This is a genomic window from Tsukamurella sp. II2bb, from assembly GCF_057815145.1.
In genome coordinates this window covers 1,123,925-1,144,422 of the sequence record NZ_JBYPZI010000001.1, presented here as the reverse complement: position 1 = coordinate 1,144,422, position 20,498 = coordinate 1,123,925, and the positions used below count along the sequence as shown (strand labels likewise).

Below are 20,498 nucleotides of genomic sequence, written 5' to 3'. Positions count from 1 at the left end.
TGCTCCTTAGAAAGGAGGTGATCCAGCCGCACCTTCCGGTACGGCTACCTTGTTACGACTTCGTCCCAATCGCCAATCCCACCTTCGACAGCTCCCTCCCACAAGGGGTTAGGCCACCGGCTTCGGGTGTTACCGACTTTCATGACGTGACGGGCGGTGTGTACAAGGCCCGGGAACGTATTCACCGCAGCGTTGCTGATCTGCGATTACTAGCGACTCCGACTTCATGGGGTCGAGTTGCAGACCCCAATCCGAACTGAGACGCGCTTTAAGGGATTCGCTCCACCTCACGGTATCGCAGCCCTCTGTACGCGCCATTGTAGCATGTGTGAAGCCCTGGACATAAGGGGCATGATGACTTGACGTCATCCCCACCTTCCTCCGAGTTGACCCCGGCAGTCTCTCACGAGTCCCCACCATAACGTGCTGGCAACATGAGACAAGGGTTGCGCTCGTTGCGGGACTTAACCCAACATCTCACGACACGAGCTGACGACAGCCATGCACCACCTGTATAGAAGGCACAAGGCAAACCACATCTCTGCGGCGATCCTCTATATGTCAAACCCAGGTAAGGTTCTTCGCGTTGCATCGAATTAATCCACATGCTCCGCCGCTTGTGCGGGCCCCCGTCAATTCCTTTGAGTTTTAGCCTTGCGGCCGTACTCCCCAGGCGGGGTACTTAATGCGTTAGCTACGGCACGGATCCCGTGGAAGGAAACCCACACCTAGTACCCACCGTTTACGGCGTGGACTACCAGGGTATCTAATCCTGTTCGCTACCCACGCTTTCGCTCCTCAGCGTCAGTTACTGCCCAGAGACCCGCCTTCGCCACCGGTGTTCCTCCTGATATCTGCGCATTCCACCGCTACACCAGGAATTCCAGTCTCCCCTACAGTACTCAAGTCTGCCCGTATCGCCTGCAGGCCCGAGGTTAAGCCTCGGGTTTTCACAGACGACGTGACAAACCGCCTACGAGCTCTTTACGCCCAGTAAATCCGGACAACGCTCGCACCCTACGTATTACCGCGGCTGCTGGCACGTAGTTGGCCGGTGCTTCTTCTGTAGGTACCGTCACTTACGCTTCGTCCCTACTGAAAGAGGTTTACAACCCGAAGGCCGTCATCCCTCACGCGGCGTCGCTGCATCAGGCTTCCGCCCATTGTGCAATATTCCCCACTGCTGCCTCCCGTAGGAGTCTGGGCCGTGTCTCAGTCCCAGTGTGGCCGGTCGCCCTCTCAGGCCGGCTACCCGTCGTCGCCTTGGTAGGCCATTACCCCACCAACAAGCTGATAGGCCGCGGGCCCATCCCATACCGCAAAAGCTTTCCACCCACCCCCATGCAGGAGCAGGTCATATCCGGTATTAGACCCAGTTTCCCAGGCTTATCCCGAAGTACAGGGCAGGTCACCCACGTGTTACTCACCCGTTCGCCACTCGTGTACCCCCGAAAGGGCCTTACCGTTCGACTTGCATGTGTTAAGCACGCCGCCAGCGTTCGTCCTGAGCCAGGATCAAACTCTCCATAAAAAACACTAGAAACCCAAGGTTTCAGCATAATCCAGGAAATCCTGAACAAAACGAAACCACTGACAAAAATCAATGATTCCAGAAATACATCTCGCAAAGAAATAAACGAGAAAAGCCACAACACAAACAACCAAGTACAAATACTGATTGTCCATGCGTGCCAAAAAAATTTTGGCACTGACAATTTCATCGACACACTGTTGAGTTCTCAAAGAACACGCCAAACGCCGCCGCCCACACCATATAAATTCTGTGTGAACCGCACCCTCGCAGGCCGTTCAAGCTACCCCATCCCCGCAAGCGAGTCAAACTCGCCCTGCCGGGCTGCTCGGAGCAACCGTTCTAGCTTAGCAGACCGGATTTCCGTTCGCAACTCGCTCTCGCAAGTCGATCTCGGGGTACATCCAGACCACACAACCACACAGCGAAACCCTCCCGACCGCGATTCGCGCTCGAAAGTGATGTCCCTCTGTGGGGCTGGCTGCTCGAAGCAACCCGACCAGCTTAGCAACTCCGATCTCCATCGCGCAAATCGAGCTCGGTGGGGTGCCGACTCCCGGGCGCCACCAGCGAAGAGGTGACTTCCGGGCCCCGCGCCGGACCGCTCAGGCCAGCTGCGCACGCACCAGTTCGGCGAAGGCGCGGACATCCTCCTCCGTGGTGTCCCAGGCGCACATCCAGCGCACCTCGCTCCGTGCCTCGTCCCAGAAGTGGAACGGAACCCGCTCCATCAGAGCTTCGGCGGCGGCGTGCGGGAGCACCGCGAAGACGGCGTTGGCCTGCACCGGACGGGTGATCGCCACTCCGTCGACCGGTCCCACGAGCTCGGCGAGCAGACGGGCCATCGCGTTGGCGTGGCCTGCCACCCGCAGGTGCCGGTCACCGTCGAACAGGGCCAGGAACTGCGCGGACAGGAAGCGCTGCTTGGAGGCGAGTTGCATCGACAGCTTGCGCACGTACGCCGCACCGCCGGCCCGCTCGGCATCGAGGACCAGCACCAGCTCGGCGCCCAGCAGCCCGCTCTTGGTGCCGCCCACACTCACGATGTCGGCGCCGACGTCCGTCGTGATCGCCCGCAGCGGGACCCCGAGGCTCGCAGCGGCATTGGCGAGACGGGAGCCGTCGATGTGCAGCAACCAGCCGCGCTCGTGCGCGTAGTCGGCCAGGGCGCGCAGCTCGTCGGGGGTGTAGACGGTGCCCAGCTCGGTGGACTGCGCCACCGAAAGCACGCGCGGTTGGGACCAGTGCACGTCGCCCGCTCGGGCGGGGACGGCGGCGGTGATCGCCTCGGGGGTCAGCTTCCCCTCCGCGGCCGGCACCGCGACCAGCTTGAGCCCCGCCACCTTCTCCGGGGCGCCGCCCTCATCGACGTTGACGTGCCCCGAGTCGGCGCAGACCACGGACGACCAGCGATCACTCACAGTCGCCAGCGCGACGACGTTCGCGCCGGTCCCGTTGAACACCGGGAAGGCCAGCGCTACCGCACCGAACAGCTCCCGCACCCGCTCGCCCAGCGCCGCCGTGTAGGCGTCGGCGCCGTACGCGCCCTGATGCCCGAGGTTCGCCTCGGCGACGGCCGCGAGCACCTCCGGCAGCACCCCGGCGTGGTTGTCGCTCGCGAAGCCGCGCTTCCCGGGATCGTGGAGGAGCGCCATGCCTACGTCTCCGGAACCAGAGTGATGACGGTGCCGTTCACCTCCGCGGCGGGGGTGTCCCACAGCCGCACGAGGGCATCGGCGACGTCGCCCACCGGCGTGTACCGCGGGAACCGCCGCTCGGGTGCGGCCTCGCTCATCTCCGGGGTGAGCAGCGCCATCACTCGCAGGACGACGGCCGCCGCCCCGGTGCCGGTGAAGGCGTCCGCGAGGGCCAGCGTCCACGCCTCGGCGGCCGCCTTCGCCGCGGTGTACATCGCGTTGGTCGCCGTGGGCTTCGCCACCGAGGTCGATGAGATCACGGCGACGCGGGCATCGTCGCTCGCCGCGAGCGCCGGGTAGAGGGCCTGCGTGACGCGTTGCAGGCTGCGGATCAGCCCGGCCTCGAGGAAGTCCCAGTCGGCGGGGTCGGCCGCGTCGATCGGGACACCGCCGCGCCAGCCGCCCACCAGGTGCAGCAGCCCGTCGACCCCGCCGTGCGCGGCCCGGATCTCCTCGACGGCGGCGCGCACCGCGGCACCGTCGGTCAGATCCGCCCGGTAGCCGGACACCCCGTCGAGCGAGGCGATCCCGCCGGCCGGCGCGCCGCGGGTGATGACGGCGACCGTGGCGCCCGCCGCGACGAGCCGCCGGACGACCTCCTGGCCGAGCCCGCCGTTCGCGCCGGTCACGACGACGATGCGCCCCGCGACGCCGCTCATACCAGGTCCGGTTCGCGGTGCGCCGACGCCGCCGCCACGGGCGACAGGTCAGCGGTCGTGAGGTCGACGGTGGGCGTCCTGGTGACCAGCTTGTGCCCCCACCACAGGCCCAGGAACAGGATGAGCGCCGCGTAGGACGTGAGCAGCAGGTACCAGCCGCCCTCCGCGCCTCCGCGCACGGAGACGTAGTACTGGCCGGCGATGACGGCGATGGACATGAGCAGCGCGATGATCGGGCCTGCCGGGTACAGCCAGGCCCGGTAGGGCAGCTCGCCCAGGTCCCGGCCCTGCAGGTTCCACGCCCGGCGGAACCGGTAGTGCGCCCAGGCGATCCCGACCCAGGTGACGAACCCCGCCACCGACGACGCCGTGACCAGCGCCTCGTAGGCGACGCCGTCGCCGACCAGGCTCGCCAGGAAGCACAGGGCGCCGATCGCGGCGGTGATCGCGACCGCGGGACCCGGCACGCCGCTGCGCGTGACCCGTGCGAAGACCTTCGGCGCGTTGCCCTCGACGCCCAGCCCGTAGAGCGCGCGGGTCGCCGCGAACAGGCTGGCGTTGCCCGCCGAGAGGATGGCGACGAGGATGACGGCGTTCATGATCGACGCCGCCGCGTCGATCCCGGCCAGCTTGAAGACCAGCGTGAACGGCGCGACGGCCACGTTCTCCGCCGAACCGCCCAGCAGGTCCGGATTGGTGTAGGGGATGAGGAAGGCGATGATCGTGAGCGTGCCGATGTAGAAGAGCAGGATCCGGAAGAAGACCGTGCGTACGGCCTTCGGGATGGCGCTCTTCGGCTCCACCGCCTCGCCCGCCGCGACCGCGATCATCTCCGTGCCCTGGAAGGCGAAGCCGGCGATGAGGAAGACCGAGAGCATGCCCATCGGCCAGTCCACGAAGGGCGCGTCGCCGATGGTCCAGTTCTGGAAGCCGGGGGCCGGACCGCCGATCACCCCGAGCACCATGAGCACACCGACGACGAGGAAGACGACCACCGCGATCACCTTGATCGAGGCGAACCAGAACTCCGCCTCGCCGAAGGCCTTGACCGCGAACAGGTTGAGCGCCAGCAGCCCCACCATGAAGATCAGCGACCAGATCCACGAGGGCACGTCCGGCAGCCAGAACTTCATGATCAGGCCGGCCGCCACCACCTCCGCGGCCAGCGTGATCGACCAGTTGAACCAGTAGTTCCACCCCGCGGCGAAACCGAAGGATCTGCTGACGAACCGGGTGCCGTACTCCTCGAAGGGATTGCTGCACGGCAGGTACGCCGACATCTCCCCCAGGCTCTGCATGAGGAAGAAGACCATGACGCCCATCACCGCGTAGGCGAGGAGCGCACCGCCCGGCCCGGCGTCGTGGATCGTCGCGCCGGACGCCACGAACAGGCCGGTGCCGATCGCACCGCCCAGTGCAAGCATGCTGATGTGACGGCTCTGCAGTCCCTTGCGGAGGGATTCGTCCGGGGTGATTCCAAGCGGGCTGGACACCCGATGAGAGTAGCGACCCGGCACCCCCACCGCTGGCAATCGCACCGTCGGGCCACCTACCGCGCGCGGCGCGCACGACCTCTAGGATCGACTGCGTGGCGGAATCGACGGGCGCGGGCGGGGCGATCAGGGGCGTCCCCGGGCCCGACCACCTGGTGGCCGGGCGGTACCGCCTGACGTCGAAGATCGGCGGCGGCGGCATGGGCGCCGTATGGCTGGCCCGCGACGAGCGGCTGGCCCGGGACGTTGCCGCCAAGCAGGTCATCTCCACCGCGGGCCTCACCCAGGAGGAGGCCGACGAGCTGCGCCGGCGCGCCCTGCACGAGGGCCGTCTCGCCGCGCGGCTGCAGCACCGCAACGCCGTCGCGATGTACGACGTGGCCCTCGAGCGCGGCGAGCCCTGGCTGGTAATGGAGTACCTGCCCTCGCGCTCGCTCGCCCAGGTCCTGCACATGACCGGCACGATGCCCGAGAAGCAGGTCGCCCAGATCGGCGCCCAGATCGCGGACGCCCTCATCGAGGCGCACGAGTCGGGCATCATCCACCGGGACATCAAGCCCGGCAACATCCTGATCGCGAACCGGGGCCGGGCGGCGGGCACCGTCAAGCTCTCGGACTTCGGCATCGCGCGGGCGAAGGGCGACGAGGCCGGGCCCGCCGGCATCATCACGGGCACGCCCGCCTACTTCGCCCCCGAGGTGGCGCGCGGCACCGAGCCCTCCGAGGCCTCCGACCTGTACTCGCTGGGCGCCACGCTGTACACCGCGCTCGAGGGCGCGCCGCCCTTCGGCGTCGACGAGGACTCGATCGCCCTCCTGCACAAGGTCGCTCTGGGACAGATCAATCCGCCCAAGCACGACGGTCCGCTGATCCACGTGATCCTCGACATGCTGCAGCCGAGCCCCCAGCGCCGGCCCACCCTCGAGCAGGCGCGGGACCGGCTCGCCGTGATCGCCGCGGCCGGGGGCAATCCCGCGGCGATCCTCACCGCCCCGCTGCAGGCCACCGAGGGCGCGCCCGCGGTGTGGCTGCGTCGCACCGCCGGGGAGCGCACCGCCGGTTCGGTCGCCGAGCGCGGTGCGACGGTGCGCACGGCAGCGTCGGGCCCGATCGAGCGCACGCGGCCGATCCCGCCCGCGCCGCGGCCCAGCACCTACGTCCCGCCGCCCGTGGCGCCCCCGTCGGGCATGTCGAACGCCGTTCTCGCGGCGTGGATCATCGGCGGCTTCATCGTGCTGGCCGCGATCGTGGCGGGCATCATCGTCGCGATCGGCTGACCCGGTTCCGGCAGCGCGCCGCCCCCGGACTCAGTCCGCGAGGTGGCGGGTGTGGGCCCAGCGGGTGAGGGCGTTGCGGTTGCTCTGCTGCGTCTTGCGGAGCACGTTCGAGGCGTGCGTCTCGACGGTCTTGACCGAGATGAACAGGTCCTCGGCGATCTCGCGGTAGGTGTACCCGCGGGCCAGCAGGCGCAGCACCTCGAGCTCGCGCGGAGTCAGCGAGTCCAGCTCCGGGTCGAGCGCCGGCTCGGGCACGGGCGAACGGCCGGTGAAGGAGTCGAGCACGAAGCCGGCCAGCCGCGGGGAGAAGACGGCGTCGCCCTCCGCGACCCGGCGCACCGCGTCGGCCAGCTCCTCCCCCGAGATGGTCTTGGTGACGTAGCCGCGGGCACCGGCGCGGATCGTGGCGATCACGTCCTCCGCGGCGTCGGAGACGCTGAGCGCGAGGAAGACCGGCGCCTTCGCCAGCTTCGCGCGGGGCGCATTGTCGGCCACGCCGCGCAGCACGGCGACGCCGCCACCGTCGGGCATGTGGACATCGAGCAGCACCACGTCGGGGGCGGCGGCGAGGATCCCCGCCACGGCCTCGCCCACGGCGCCGGCCTCGCCCACCACCTCGATGGATTCCTCACGGGCCAGCTCGGCGCGCACACCGGACCGGAACACGCCGTGATCATCGACCAGGAACACCCGGTAGCTCACGCACTCTCCTCCGCGATCGTCTCGTCGGCAGCCGAACGGGGCACCGTGAGCCGGACCTCGGTGCCCCGGCCCGGCGTGGACCGGACCACGACATCCCCGCCGCGCCGCTGCACGCGGGCCCGGATCGACTTGGCCAGCCCCTGCCGGTCCGACGGTACCGCGTCCGGGTCGAAGCCGACGCCGCGGTCGCGGACGAAGACCGACACCGCGGTGTCGTCGACCTCCGCGTAGGTGTCGATGCTCTCGCAGCCGGAATGCTTGGCGGCGTTGACCATCGCCTCCTTGGCCGCCCCCAGGAGCGCGGTGAACCGGTCGTCGACGCCGAGCTCGGCGCCCTCGACGTCACCCACCGTGATCACGTCGACCGCCACCGAGTGCGCGTCCTCGACGTCGGCGGCAGCGGCCTTGAGCGCCGCGGCGAGCGACCGCGCCGGCGCTTCGGAGCCGCCGAACAGCCACTCGCGCAGCTCCCGCTCCTGACTGCGCGCGAGCCGTTTGACGGCGGCACCGTCGGAGGACTGCTTCTGGATCAGCGCGAGCGTCTGCAACACGGAATCGTGCAGGTGCGAGGCGATCTCCTCCCGCTCGATGGTGCGGACCCGGGCGGCGCGCTCGGCGCCGAGGTCGCGCCACAGGCGCACCCAGATCGGCACGGTGAGCAGTGCGACCCCCACCAGGGTGAGCACGACGGCAGCCAGCGCGGTCGGGATCGCCGCCACGTCCACCCGGCCCAGGAAGACCACGGCGAGGCCGACGATCACCAGGGTGACCCCGCCCAGCATGCGCAACCAGGTGATCAGGCGCGAGCCGCCGCCGAGCGCGGCTGACGGTGTGCGCGAGGCGGAATCGGCCTCGCGCCAGACCAGGGCGGCACCGACGCCGATGACGATGACGGGGACGACGAAGCCGGCGCTGGTGTTGCTCGCCACCGAGGCCAGCGTCGCCGCTCCGACCACGCCGAGGACCGCCAGCGCGAGCCCCTGCCTGCGCTCCGCGGGGTCGGGACGCTCGGTGTCGGTCCCCGGCCGGCACATGAACCACAGCAGCGCGTACATCACGACACCGGCGCCGAGCAGCGCGAGCAGGGTGAAGGCGATCCGTACCTTGGTGACGTCGACGCCGAGGTGATCGGCGATGCCGCCGCACACGCCGCCGATCACCGCGCCGCCGTTGCGCCGGTGCATCCTGGGGTACGACGGTGCGGCCCCGTGCGGCGCCGGCGACGACACCGGGCCGGGCGACGGTGCGGGGGCCGGCTGCCCGGCGGCGGGCGAGGCCGGACGGGACGCCGCGGCCGGCACCCGCACGTCCTGCTGCCAGCTCTGCCAGGCCTGCCAGGCCTGCTGGCGAGCCTGGTACCGCGCCCAGCGGCGCTCTGCTCGTCTGCTGCTCATGGTCTCTCGATGGTGGCACGGATCGCGGGCCCCGGGGTATCGGGGAAGCCACCCATATCCGCACGCACCCCGAGTCCCACCCCGGGGAATTCAGGGTAGATCCCGATGGACCGGCGCCCCGGCGGCCCGCAGGATCGAATGCATGGATACGACAACCCTCTCCAGCCAGGTACGGCAGATGTGGGAGACCAGGCCGCTCCGCGCCCGGCAGGCACCGATCGCCGGTGTGTGCACGGGCTTCGCGCGCCGCTACCAGGTGGACGTCGCGCTCGTGCGCGCCGCCTTCATCGGGGCGACGGTGCTCGGTGGACTCGGTTTCGTCGTCTACATCGTCGCCCTCTTCGTCCTGCCCAAGGAATCCGAGTACGCCTACGACGCCCCCGTGCAGCGCTCCGGCCCACCGCCCTTCGTGCTCATCATCGCGGCGGTCCTGGCGGTCACCCTCGGCGGTGGGATGAGCTCGTCCTGGCCCGGCGCCGGGCTGATCAGCGTCGCCCTGCTGCTGGCCGGCTGGTACGCGCTGCACCAGCGCCTTCCCGTGCCGCCGCCCGGGACCGCGGTCTCCGCGCAGCGCGCGCCGGCGGTCCCCGTCGGGGCGTGGCAGCCGCCGGCGGCGCAGTTCCCGTGGCAGCCCGTGTGGACGCCGCCCGCGGCCGCGGACCCGCAGACACCGCGCGCCACCGAGTATCCTGCGCGGGAGCCGGAGCCCCGCCCGGCGACCGATCAGGTGGGCACCGCACCGTCGGAGCCCGCGGGCGTGCGCCGCGCACCCGAGACCGTCACGCCGCCCGTGCCGTCGCAGGTCACCGAGGAGATCCACCCGCCCCGCTGGGACCCGTTGGGCGCCGCGCCCTTCGCGTGGGACCTCCCCGAGCCCGCGGCGGCCGGCGCCCCCGTGCCGGTGCGCGCGCCCCGCTCGCGCGTCACGCCGGTCACGCTCGGCATCGCGCTGCTGGTGGCAGCCGGGATCGCGGCGGTCGGCCTGACGGGGGTCGCGACGATCTCCCCCGTTCTCGCGGCATCGCTGATGCTCGCCGTCGTGGGCGCGGGCCTGGTGATCGGCGCGTTCCGCAGGTCCGGCTACGGGCTGCTCGCCGTCGCGATCCCGCTGGCCGGGTTCGTCGTCGTCGGCACCACCGCGCAGAACGTGATGGCCGGCTACGCGGACGCGCCGCGCGGCGACCAGAGCATCACCGTGACCTCGCCGGCGGACCTGCGCGACGAGTACACGCTGCAGGCGGGCAAGCTCGACCTGAACCTGCGCGGCCTCACGCTCGACCGCGACCGGACCGTCACGACGCGCGTCGCCGCGGGCAAGACCGAGATCACGGTGCCGGAGTCGATGAACGTCCGCGTCACCTGCGCGGTGAACGTGGGCGATGCCACCTGCCCCGAGGGGCTGATCGCCGGGGCCGGCGCCGCGCCGGGCGCCCCGACCCTGACCATCGACGCGCGCGGCAACGTCGGCAAGGTGGAGGTGCACCGTGTCCGCTGATCAGACCGGCCGGAACGCGAACCGCGAGCCGCACTCCGCGAAGCGGTTCTCCCCGGCCCTTCTCGTCGCAGGCGTCGCCGCACTGATCGTCGCCGTATGGGGCGCCGTCGGCGGGCCCAACCTGATCAGCGCGAGCACCCTCGTGGCGATCGTGGCGATCGGCGCCGTCGCCGTGGCGGGGGTGTTGCTGATCAAGCCTCGAAGAGGTGCCGATTCCGCTCCGCCCACTGCGCCAGGCTCATCGGCGGACGGCCGCTGAGCTCCTCCACCAGCGAGTTCGCCTCCTGCCGGTGCCGGCGGGAGGCGTCCTGCAGGTCCAGGTACCAGCCGGCCATGTCGCCCATCTGGGCGCGCAGGGCCTCCTCCGCCTGCTCCCGGCTGATCTGCTCGAACCGCACCTTCCGGCCGATCCCCTCGCCGATCTGCGCGGCCATCTCCGCTCGCGTGAGGTGGCTGGGCCCGGTGAGCTCGTAGACCTTCCCGACGTGCGGGGCCCGATCGTCGGCGGCGAGGAGGGCCGCGGCGACGGCGGCGATGTCCGCCATCGCGATCGGCGCGCTCCCGGCATCGGGGTAGGGCTCGCGGACCACGCCGTCGGCGACCTGCCCGGCCCAGCCCGCGAAGTTCTCCATGAACTCTCCCGGACCGAGCACCGTCACATCGAGTCCGCTCGCGAGGATCGTGTCCGTCAGCGCCTGCCAGTGCGCGCTGCCCGACGTGGCGACCACGTATCCGACACCCGCGTCCTTCGCCCGGCGCAGCACCTCCACCGCGGTCGGCTCGTACGGCGCGAGATACATCGCGCTCACGCCCTCGAAGGCACCGTCGAGCGTCTCCGGCTTGCCGATGAAGCCCTCGAACGACTCCACCCCGCTCGGCAGCGCCGCCTTCGCGGGGTCCGTGGTGAGCGCCCGGATGTCCGAGACACCCCTCGCCAGCAGCTCGTCGACCACTTTCCGACCGATGTTGCCCGTCGCACCCGTCACCAGAATCGTCATGACGTCGACGGTACCGACGGGAGCGGTCAGAAGCTGACCGCTATTCCCACTCGATGGTCCCCGGCGGCTTGCTCGTCACGTCGAGCACCACGCGGTTGACCTCTTCGACCTCGTTGGTGATCCGGGTCGAGATGAGCTCGAGCGTCTCGTACGGCACGCGCGTCCAGTCCGCGGTCATCGCGTCCTCGGAGCTGACGGGGCGCAGCACGATCGGGTGGCCGTACGTGCGGCCGTCGCCCTGCACGCCCACGCTGCGGACATCGGCGAGCAGCACGACCGGGCACTGCCAGATGGTGCCGTCGAGACCGGCGGCGGTGAGCTCTTCGCGGGCGATCGCGTCGGCCTTGCGCAGCAGGTCGAGCCGCTCCTTGGTGACCTCGCCGACGATGCGGATCGCCAGGCCCGGCCCCGGGAAGGGCTGGCGGCCGACGATCTCCTCGGGCAGGCCGAGCTCGCGACCCACCGCGCGGACCTCGTCCTTGAACAGCAGCCGCAGCGGCTCGACGAGGGTGAACTCGAGGTCCTCCGGCAGGCCGCCCACGTTGTGGTGACTCTTGATGTTCGCCGTGCCCGCGCCGCCGCCGGACTCCACCACGTCCGGGTAGAGCGTGCCCTGGACCAGGAAATCGACGCTGCGGCCCGCGCTGGCCTGCTCCCCGAGGACCTCGCTGACCGCGCCCTCGAAGGAGCGGATGAACAGCTCGCCGATCGTCTTGCGCTTGGTCTCGGGATCGCTGACCCCCGCCAGACGGTTGAGGAAGGTCTCCTCGGCGTCGACGGTGACGAGGCGGGCGCCCGTCGCGGCGACGAAGTCGGTCTGCACCTGCTCGCGCTCGCCCTGGCGCAGCAGGCCGTGGTCGACGAAGACACAGGTCAGCCGGTCGCCGATGGCCTTCTGCACCAGGGCGGCCGCGACCGCGGAGTCGACGCCGCCGGACAGGCCACAGATCGCCAGGCCGGACTCGCCGACCTGTGCGCGGACGTCCTCGATGAGCTGCTCGGCGATGTTCGCGGCGGTCCAGGTGGGCCTCAGCCCGGCGATCTCGTACAGAAAGCGCGTGAGCACCTCCTGGCCGTGCGGGCTGTGCAGTACCTCGGGGTGGTACTGGACGCCGGCCATCTTCTTCCCGACGTTCTCGAACGCGGCGACCGGCGCGCCCGGCGTCGAGCCGACGGTGGTGAAACCCTCCGGCGCCACCTGGACGGCGTCGTTGTGGCTCATCCACACCGGCTGCTCGGCGGGCAGGCCCGTGTGCAGGACCCCCTCGGCGGGGGTGAAGACGGTGCGGCCGAACTCGCGCCCGCCCGTATTGGCGACGGTGCCGCCCAGCGCGCGGGCCATCATCTGGAAGCCGTAGCAGATGCCGAAGACGGGGACGCCGAGGTCGAAGATCTCCGGGTCCAGGCTCGGCGCGTCCTCCGCGTACACCGACGCAGGGCCGCCGGAGAGCACGAGGGCGGCGGGATTCTTTGCCCGCACCTCCTCGGCGGTGATGGTGTGCGGCACCACCTCCGAGTAGATCCGCGCCTCGCGGACGCGGCGCGCAATGAGCTGCGCGTACTGCGCGCCGAAGTCGACGACCAGAACGGGATTGGGTGAGGAGTCCGTCACCCTGGTGAGTCTAGTTGCCGCGCGCCGCCGGTCAGGACACCAGGGCCGCCACGATCCCGACCGCGTGCCGCAGCGCGGAGTCGTCGACGGTGCCGATCGATTCCCCGAGCGCGGCCCGCGGCAGCCAGTGCACCAGCTCGGGAAGAAGGACGCCGGTCGGCGACACCGTCGGGACCGCCAGCGCCATGACTCCGTCATCGAGCCCGCCCGGGATGAACGGACAGGTGATCACCCTCGCCGAGCCGGACACCAGATGCATCGATCCCGAAAGCACGAGGACGTACGACTCCGCATCCATGTCGGCCCGGACGAGCACCTCGCCCTGCCTGATCACGGTTCGAGCCGCTTGTTCGCCCGATACAGCATGTCCGCGTATTCGTCGATACCCAGCTTCGGGACAGTGACCTCCGTGTACTGCTCGAGCTGTAGCCGAAGCCATTCGTTGCGCATCGCGCGCTCGACCAGCTCGGAGCGGTTCATGCCGGCGGCACGTGCCTGGGCGTCGATCCCTGCAAGGACGTCCGAATCGATCGTGACGGACATCTTCTCTTTGGCCATACGATCACCCTACCGTTCATCCGACCGAAGGTAGGACTTTGGCGCCTCAGGCCTCGCGGCGCCGGACCATCTCGGTGATCCAGACCGGGGCGAAGGGCGAGGTGCAGCCCTTGGACACCGGGTAGTCGGCCAGGACCTGCAGTTTCTCGCCGATCGCGAGGGCGCGGTCGCGGCGGGTCGCGTCCTCGATGCCGATGGTCGCGAGGGTCTCGTTCATCGCCCACTGCAGCTTCGGCTCCGCGTCGCGCATGTCGCGCTCGATGAGGTCGAGCAGGGCGTCGCGGTCGAGGTCGCCCGTCGTCACGACGTGCGTGGTGAGGTTCCAGGCCGCGGCGCGCACGCGGGGATCCGCGTCGGCCCACCAGCGTATCCGCAGTTCATCGACGTACGCCGACTTCCTCACCAGATAGCTCAGCAGCCAGTCGTGCGCCTTGTCGCTGCGCGTCGTGCGCAGCATCGTGTCCAGCTCGTCCGCGGTGAACTGCTTCGGCTTGACGATGAGCAGCGCGACGAGCTGCCCGGCGACGTCGCCGGAGTCCCAGAGCTCGCCTGCCAGCTCGCGGTCGGTGCCGATCGACGTGGCGAGCGCGCGCAGCTTCGTCAGGTTCACGCCATGCGCGTCGCCGCGCCGCTCGTTGACCGCCCGCGCCTTCGGATCCTCCAGCGCCGCCAGCTGGGCGAGCACTTCTTCGAGGGTCATTCGCTACTGCTGCCCCCGGCGGGACATTCCCAGGTCGCGACGGTAGATCTCCGGGACTCGACAGCGGCCGGAAGCGCCGTCGGACCCGAGATCCACGAGGCCCACCTCGGCCGCCAAAGCGACGAGGTCGGAGTCGAGAGCCGAGATGTCGCTGCGATCGAAGGGCGTCTCGGTGATCCGGCTCAACGTTCGTAGTACCTCGTCGAGCTCCGGGAACTCCTCCTGCAACGCCTCGACGGCGGAACTGCTCACCGTGTCCAACGCGTTCATCAACATCTTGGGTCGAATGAGGGCGCGAGAGAACGGGCTCGTGAGTTCTAGATCGCGCTCCCGGGCGGTGGCCTCCATGAACAGCTTGATCAAGTGGCGCGGAGAATGATCACCGTTGGCGTCGGCGAGACGCGACCACACCCACCTATCGGTGAACGCCGTCTTACCGCCTGCCATCCGCTCGCCGACGAGCGTCCGCCACACCATCGCGACCACGTCGTCCGGCCAATATTCGATCGCCGTCGATTCCGGATCGAACCGGTTCGTGGTTCCGGGCGGGTTCAACTCGTCCGCGAGCTGCGCTTGTGCGTACTCACGGAAGTCTGCGGATCGCCATGCCTGCCGGATGACGATCCGCAGATAGTCGCTCAGGTCTTTCCAGACCAGCACCGCGGCCTCGGCACGCAGGTGGCTCTTGTTCGGGAATGTGAGTTCACGGAACACGTCTTCACGGATGAAGACCTTGGTTCGCATGTTCACCAACTCGCGCCCGACGTCGTTAACGAGAACCATCAAACCGGTCACGGCGGCGCTGCGCAGCGCCCGATTCGTTCCGAAGCCGGTGTCCAGCGCGTCGAACAGGAGCGAGACCGGTGCCTGCTCCCGATCAATGCCCGTGAGCCACTGACGAAGAACGACACCGTGATCTGTCACCGACAGCAGCACACGCACGTCCGCGAGCAGGTCACCCTGTTCGTACTCGGCAGCCGGTGCGACCAATCCGTCGACACTTCGCGGCGGCGGTGCCGCTCGCTTCTGCACCATCACGAGACCGATCAGGGCCATCCATACGTGGGACCAGGTGTAGCGCTCGCCGTCGATCTGCCCGGCGATCGTCTCGTAGAACGTCGGGGATACCTGCCACGACCTATCGTCACTCGTCAGACCCGACGGGCTCGTCACCGCCACGGCGGAGGCGCCGGCCTGTGTCAGCAACTGACGGAAGACCAACGTCTTTCCCGTCCCCTTACGCCCGATCACCAAAGGGGTTCTCGGGTTGAGTGCCGCATTCACCTCCGCGGTGCCGACGAAGGTCTCCCGAACCGCCTCGGGAGTCTGCCGCTCGGCGGTCTCACCCGCGAACTCCAGGGAGTCGAGAATCTCGGTCTTCGTCGCCACCCCGCTAGAGGGATTCGCCGGCGCCGCCACCTCCGGGCCGCCGCCTACCAGACCCGCGATCCAGCCTGCAATCGCCTCGTAGGCAGCAGTCGACGTCTGCTCGGACACACGATCGGCGGTAGCGGTCGTTTCGTTGTAACCGACGACCTGGACGATCTCTTCGACGGGGAACGGCCTTGCCCCTTCCGGATCCCGGGCCGGGGCGATCCATTCGGTAACCCAGTCCATTGCGCGGTCCTCCAGCAGGAGCCGTGCCTCCGGCGTGGCAGGGAGCGGGGAGACCACGAATCGGGGTTCGGGCGTGAGCGACCGTCCATCGGCGCCGTTACGCTCAGTCCGTGCCCCGAGGATCGCCTTCGTGAGCAGGCCAGTTCCTTCCTTCGCCTGCGGGTGCGGGTAGAAGGTGATGATCGCCAGGTCAGAGACGTCGAACAGGAGCGGGGCCGCTATCGGGCTGATCCCTGTACGGGAGTCGATCAGAATCGCGTCAGGGCGCACCTCCAGCGGGAGTGCACGGATAGCTGCGAGCAACTCACGCAGCGGGTTGTACTCCTCTCGATACCACGCAGACGGGTCCAGCACCGCCAGATCCCGCGCGTATGCCGCGGAGGGGCGCCCGGCAGGAAGAAGCAGCAGATCATGACTGTCTGTAACCCTGATGAAGTGGTCTTCGATGTTCTGCGGCACAGACTCGTCGATGTCGATCTGGTTCAGAAGCGGAACGACACCGTGCCGACCATCCACACGGTCGCCAACTCCCATGATCGAGGCGAGCCCCGGTGCTTCGAGGTCCATGTCGATGCATAACACCGACAGCCCCTGTGTGCACAGCGCGAATGCCGTGTGCACAAGGGCGGTGGATCGTCCCACCCCGCCTCTCAACGAGTAGAACGTAGCTACGACCGGCGGATCGAGCGCATCTTCCTCAAGCGACGGAAGCCGCACGGTGATCGTGTCCCGATGGTGGACACTCGCAAGAGCTTCGGGCCACAGCGGGACAGGCTCCAACGCCGCCGGATCAACCGGCGGGAAGTCTCTGGCCTCGTCGGGCGTACCGAGCCACAGGTGCGCGACATCGTCATCATTGACGATCGTCAGTACCCGTCTCCGGCGTTCGGCCGCTGTCTGACCTGCGAACTGCGCGGACACCACTCGGATCCTGAATCCCGCGAACGGATCGTCGTCCACCAGCACCGTCGCCCCCGGGTACGCCCGTATCAAGGCGGATTCGATGGCGACACGGGTATCACCGATGGGTTCCGCACTCATTGGCCCCTCCTCTTTCGACGGTACGCAGCGCGACCGATGGCTCGCTCCGCTCGCTTGCGCAGGAAGCCCGCAAGACGAGCTGCGTCCTTGACAGTGTCGCTCGTGTACCCTTCCGGCAGCCCGACCTGATAGCGCAACGCGACGTCTCTGGTGTCAACGATAAACCGCAGAGGCTCCGGAAGCCGGTCCCGTCCGATCCCCGCACCACTGATCAGCACCATGAGGTCGTGGGTCAACTTCGGATTCGACCGGTGCTTGTCTACGTAGAGTGCCTTTGCGAAGCACTCTGCTGCGAAGCCGTGGAGGTAGATCTCCATCACTTCGCGTCCGTGCTGCGCCAGCATCGCCGCGTCCTCGCTGCGCTCGAGACCGACTTCGTGCCATTCCTCGACCGTCGCCGGATCAACCATCGCCACGCGGCCAGTGTGTCAGACGCCACCGACACTCCCGGACGATCCGCGGACGCGCTGGTAGCGGTGCCCTCCGTGAGGCGCTCTGGGGCGCAGGGGAGGTGAGCTGTCGACGATCGAGCGGCGTGGCCGGCAACCTGAGCACCATGAGCATGCGCCGGTCACATTTCCATGACCCGCGGCATGATGTCGTACGTGATCCGCTTGAGATCGTCCAGGGTCTTCGAGGTCGGCACGTCGCGGAACGGGGGCCACAGCAGCGGCATCGTCATTCCGGCCTCGCGGTACCTCTTGAGCATGTCCTCGATCTGCTGCGCCGTACCGGCGAGCAGATTGGTCACCTTTCCGGCCGGTCGCATATCGGTCGGCTCGTCGGTGATCACGAAGAAGATCATGCTGCACACGTCGAAACCGTCGGGCAACGGCCTTCCGAGTTCATGGAGTTCGCGTTCGATCTCCCCGCGCCATCGAGCGATGTCCTCCGGGGTGTCCTGAATGCCGATCCAGCCCTGCAAACCGTACTTGGCGATACGCCTCGCCGATCGTCTCGGATCCTTCAGCCCGGAGAAGTAGATCGGCGGGCCGGGCTTCTGCAGTGGGTGATGCCCGAATCCGGACGGCCCGAAATCCGCGAATTCTCCGTGGTACTCGAACAGGTCGTTGGTCCAGATCCCCTGCATGATCTCGATCGTCTCGCGGACGTGCCCGTGCCGCCGTGCGAACAGGTGGCCCACGCTACAGGCGTCGAACTCCTCCGGCATCCACCCCGAACCGACACCGACATTCAGGCGGCCGTCCGACAGATGATCCTGGGTGGCCAATTCCGCGGCCAGGACGGCCGGCGACCGGTACGGGGTATCGATGATGCTCATCCCGAGCCGGATCCTGCTCGTCTTCGCCGCGAGCCACGGGATCAGCGGCATGCCCTGGAACCACTTGCCCCGCGCGATCACGGGCAGCGCGTTCGGGAAATCGGTCATCATCCCGAACGGGTACTGGAGCCCGGCACTGTCGGAGACCTCGGGAACGCATACCCGGTCCAGGGTCCACAACGAATCGAAATCCAGTGACTCCGCGAGCAGTGCGAGATCTTCGATCTCGCGGAGGCTCACCTCGTCCCGAAAGGTCGGTAGATACAACGCCAGCTTCATGACCGCCTCCTACGATGCCCGGGGCTCGCTGCCCTCGACTTCTTCTCGCCCACCCTGCCGCCGCAGCCTCAACACGGGCTGGCGGCTCCATCAATTCGTCATCAACGCCGATTCGACACCGCCGCAACGCGAAACCGGCGCCGTAGCGTGAAAACCGTCACCGAGGGAAGGACCGTGATGACGGAGGACATCTGGACACCGGCACCGGAGCGCATCGCGGGGTCGCCGCTCCGTGAATACATGGATTGGCTCCAGGCGCGCGCGGAGCGCGAATTCGAGAACCACGACGACCTCTGGGCGTGGTCGATAGCGAATCTCGACCGATTCTGGGAGTCGATCGTCGACCATTTCGGTATCGAATTCAGCACCCCGTGGACGCGGGTCCGTACCACCGATCCGATGCCGCACACCCGCTGGTTCACCGGCGGGCGGCTGAACTGGGCGCAGTACCTGCTGGCCGCCGGCGACGGCGACGCGCCCGCCCTGCTGTGCCTCGACGAGAGCGATGCACAGCCCCGCACCGTCACCTTCGACGAGCTGCGGCGCACCGTGGCCGCCGCGGCCGGATGGTTGCGCCGATCCGGTGTCCGGGCCGGCGACCGCGTCTGCGCCTACCTCCCGAACACCGAGCACGCGGTCATCGGATGCCTGGCGAGCGCCGCGGTCGGCGCGGTCTGGTCGTGCTGCCCTAGCGACTTCGGGGTCGACGGTGCCGTGAGCCGGTTCGCGCAGCTGGAACCCACAGTGCTGATCGTCGCACCCGGCTATCGCTGGAACGGCCGCTGGGTCGATCGCACCGACGTCGTCGCGCGCCTCCGCACAGAACTGCCCACGGTCCGGCACGTGGTCGAGGTCGACTCCACCGCGGACGGCGGCCCGGCGGCCGCGACGGCGTGGACGGATGTCGTCGGCGAGGCAGCCGACGCCGAGTTCGCCCAGGTCGAGTTCTCCCACCCGCTGTGGGTGCTCTTCACCTCGGGCACCACGGGCGCCCCGAAGGGTCTCGTCCACGGGCACGGCGGAATCACCGTCGAGGGCGCCAAGTGGACCGGCCTCTACGCGGGCCTGCGGCCCGGCGACCGCCTGCTCACCGTGACCTCCACCGGCTGGGCACTGTGGAACATGCAGCTCGGCGCACTGGCCCGCGGCGCCACCGTCGTGCTGTACGGCGGCAGCCCGACCCACCGCGCTGCCGGCATCTGGGATCTCGCCGACCGGGCTGCCGCGGACGTGATGCTGGTGGGAGCAGGCGCGGTCACCGCGTCCTGCGGCGCCGCGGTCCCGCGCCTGCAGCGACTCCGGCACGTGATGGTCACCGGTTCAGCGCTGCCGCGCAGCGGCTATCGCTGGATCAGGGACCACGTCGGAGCGCACATCAGGATCGACTCGACGAGTGGCGGCACCGACATCTGCGGCTCGTTCGTCGGAGGCAACGAGTACGCGCCCGTCCGGCCCGGCCGCATCGGGGGCCGGCTCGCCGGCGTCGACTGCCGCGCCGTCGACGACGCCGGAGACACCGTCGTGGACACGGTCGGTGAGCTCGTCGTCGCGTCCCCCATGCCGTCCATGCCGCTGTCCGTCTGGGGAGACGCCGACGGTTCCCGCTACGCCGGCAGCTACTTCGAATCCTCTCCGGGCCTGTGGCGCCACGGCGACTGGATCACCGTGCACAGCGACGGCGGCATCACCATCCACGGTCGATCCGACTCGACCCTCAATCGGCACGGCGTCCGGCTGGGCAGCACCGAGTTCTACGAGGTGCTCGAGGCGATGCCCGAGGTCGACGAGGCCCTCGTCGTCGGCGTCGACCTCCCCGACGACGAGTACTGGCTCGGGCTCTTCGTCGTCCCGGCCGCCGGGCGCGACGTGACCGACTCGCTGCGTACGCGGATCACCGGGCTCCTGCGGTCCCGGCTCTCCCCCCGCCATGTGCCGGACGAGATCATCGCCGCTCCTCGCGTGCCGCACACCCTGAGCGGGAAGAAGATGGAGGTACCCGTCAAGAAGTTGCTCATGGGCATGCGCCTCGAGAGTGCGGCGAACTTCGCCGCCACCGACGATCCGGAGGCCCTGCTGTGGTTCGCCCGGTTCGCTGAGAGCCGGGCCGGTTCCGGTGCGCGGTGAGCAGGAAAACTGTTCGGCGACAGTGATTCCGGTGCTAGC

At 68.8% G+C, this 20,498-nt stretch carries 16 protein-coding genes and 1 rRNA gene; 3 read left to right on the top strand and 14 right to left on the bottom strand.

What is annotated here, in order from left to right; genetic code table 11:
• Positions 1-10: 10 nt before the first annotated feature.
• The 4 genes from AC21LY_RS05980 to AC21LY_RS05965 form a co-directional block, all read right to left on the bottom strand.
• Positions 11-1,531, bottom strand: a 16S ribosomal RNA gene (locus AC21LY_RS05980).
• 605 nt (positions 1,532-2,136) lie between these two features.
• A complete protein-coding gene (locus AC21LY_RS05975; protein WP_489045388.1) occupies positions 2,137-3,186 on the bottom strand; it encodes a threonine aldolase family protein in 1,050 nt (349 codons plus the stop codon).
• Between the two features lie 2 nt (positions 3,187-3,188).
• The gene (locus AC21LY_RS05970; protein WP_489045387.1) at positions 3,189-3,887 is read right to left on the bottom strand and encodes an SDR family NAD(P)-dependent oxidoreductase; all 699 of its coding nucleotides are present in this window, start codon (positions 3,885-3,887) and stop codon (positions 3,189-3,191) included.
• Entirely contained in the window at positions 3,884-5,380 is a 1,497-nt protein-coding gene (locus AC21LY_RS05965) for an amino acid permease (RefSeq protein WP_489045386.1), read from the bottom strand. Before AC21LY_RS05965 ends, AC21LY_RS05970 begins: the two co-directional genes overlap by 4 nt.
• Positions 5,381-5,475: 95 nt before the next feature.
• Here AC21LY_RS05965 and AC21LY_RS05960 point away from each other — a divergent pair, with 95 nt between their 5' ends.
• Positions 5,476-6,657, top strand: coding sequence for a serine/threonine-protein kinase (locus AC21LY_RS05960; RefSeq protein ID WP_489045385.1), 1,182 nt, complete (start codon positions 5,476-5,478; stop codon positions 6,655-6,657).
• 30 nt (positions 6,658-6,687) lie between these two features.
• Here AC21LY_RS05960 and AC21LY_RS05955 read toward each other — a convergent pair whose 3' ends face one another.
• Both AC21LY_RS05955 and AC21LY_RS05950 read right to left on the bottom strand, forming a co-directional pair.
• A complete protein-coding gene (locus AC21LY_RS05955; protein WP_489045384.1) occupies positions 6,688-7,359 on the bottom strand; it encodes a LuxR C-terminal-related transcriptional regulator in 672 nt (223 codons plus the stop codon).
• The gene (locus tag AC21LY_RS05950; RefSeq protein ID WP_489045383.1) at positions 7,356-8,753 is read right to left on the bottom strand and encodes an ATP-binding protein; all 1,398 of its coding nucleotides are present in this window, start codon (positions 8,751-8,753) and stop codon (positions 7,356-7,358) included. The genes AC21LY_RS05955 and AC21LY_RS05950 overlap by 4 nt, the downstream gene beginning before the upstream one ends.
• A 142-nt stretch (positions 8,754-8,895) precedes the next feature.
• Here AC21LY_RS05950 and AC21LY_RS05945 point away from each other — a divergent pair, with 142 nt between their 5' ends.
• The gene (locus AC21LY_RS05945; protein ID WP_489045382.1) at positions 8,896-10,248 is read left to right on the top strand and encodes a PspC domain-containing protein; all 1,353 of its coding nucleotides are present in this window, start codon (positions 8,896-8,898) and stop codon (positions 10,246-10,248) included.
• A gap of 191 nt (positions 10,249-10,439) precedes the next feature.
• Here AC21LY_RS05945 and AC21LY_RS05940 read toward each other — a convergent pair whose 3' ends face one another.
• The 8 genes from AC21LY_RS05940 to AC21LY_RS05905 all read right to left on the bottom strand — a co-directional run bounded on the left by AC21LY_RS05940 (position 10,440) and on the right by AC21LY_RS05905 (position 18,335).
• Positions 10,440-11,246 (bottom strand): NmrA family NAD(P)-binding protein, encoded by an 807-nt coding sequence (locus AC21LY_RS05940; protein WP_489045381.1) that lies wholly within the window; start codon positions 11,244-11,246, stop codon positions 10,440-10,442.
• Positions 11,247-11,286: 40 nt separating this feature from the next.
• On the bottom strand, positions 11,287-12,858 hold the full coding sequence (gene guaA, locus AC21LY_RS05935) for a glutamine-hydrolyzing GMP synthase (protein WP_489045380.1): 1,572 nt from the start codon (positions 12,856-12,858) through the stop codon (positions 11,287-11,289).
• Positions 12,859-12,889: 31 nt separating this feature from the next.
• Complete coding sequence (locus tag AC21LY_RS05930; protein ID WP_489045379.1) at positions 12,890-13,192, bottom strand: toxin; 303 nt, start codon at positions 13,190-13,192, stop codon at positions 12,890-12,892.
• Positions 13,189-13,416 carry a ribbon-helix-helix protein, CopG family gene (locus tag AC21LY_RS05925; RefSeq protein ID WP_489045378.1) on the bottom strand — a complete coding sequence of 76 codons (228 nt, stop codon included), beginning with the start codon at positions 13,414-13,416 and terminating at the stop codon, positions 13,189-13,191. The genes AC21LY_RS05930 and AC21LY_RS05925 overlap by 4 nt, the downstream gene beginning before the upstream one ends.
• Before the next feature lie 46 nt (positions 13,417-13,462).
• Complete coding sequence (locus AC21LY_RS05920) at positions 13,463-14,116, bottom strand: DNA alkylation repair protein (RefSeq protein ID WP_489045377.1); 654 nt, start codon at positions 14,114-14,116, stop codon at positions 13,463-13,465.
• A gap of 3 nt (positions 14,117-14,119) precedes the next feature.
• Entirely contained in the window at positions 14,120-16,774 is a 2,655-nt protein-coding gene (locus AC21LY_RS05915; RefSeq protein WP_489045376.1) for a P-loop ATPase, Sll1717 family, read from the bottom strand.
• Entirely contained in the window at positions 16,771-17,190 is a 420-nt protein-coding gene (locus tag AC21LY_RS05910) for a HEPN domain-containing protein (protein WP_489045375.1), read from the bottom strand. The genes AC21LY_RS05915 and AC21LY_RS05910 overlap by 4 nt, the downstream gene beginning before the upstream one ends.
• 155 nt (positions 17,191-17,345) lie before the next feature.
• A complete protein-coding gene (locus AC21LY_RS05905; protein WP_489045373.1) occupies positions 17,346-18,335 on the bottom strand; it encodes an LLM class flavin-dependent oxidoreductase in 990 nt (329 codons plus the stop codon).
• Positions 18,336-18,512: 177 nt separating this feature from the next.
• On the opposite strand from AC21LY_RS05905, the gene AC21LY_RS05900 reads away from it, so the two are divergent.
• Positions 18,513-20,459, top strand: a complete 1,947-nt coding sequence (locus AC21LY_RS05900) for an acetoacetate--CoA ligase (RefSeq protein ID WP_489045372.1) — start codon at positions 18,513-18,515, stop codon at positions 20,457-20,459.
• Positions 20,460-20,498: the final 39 nt, after the last annotated feature.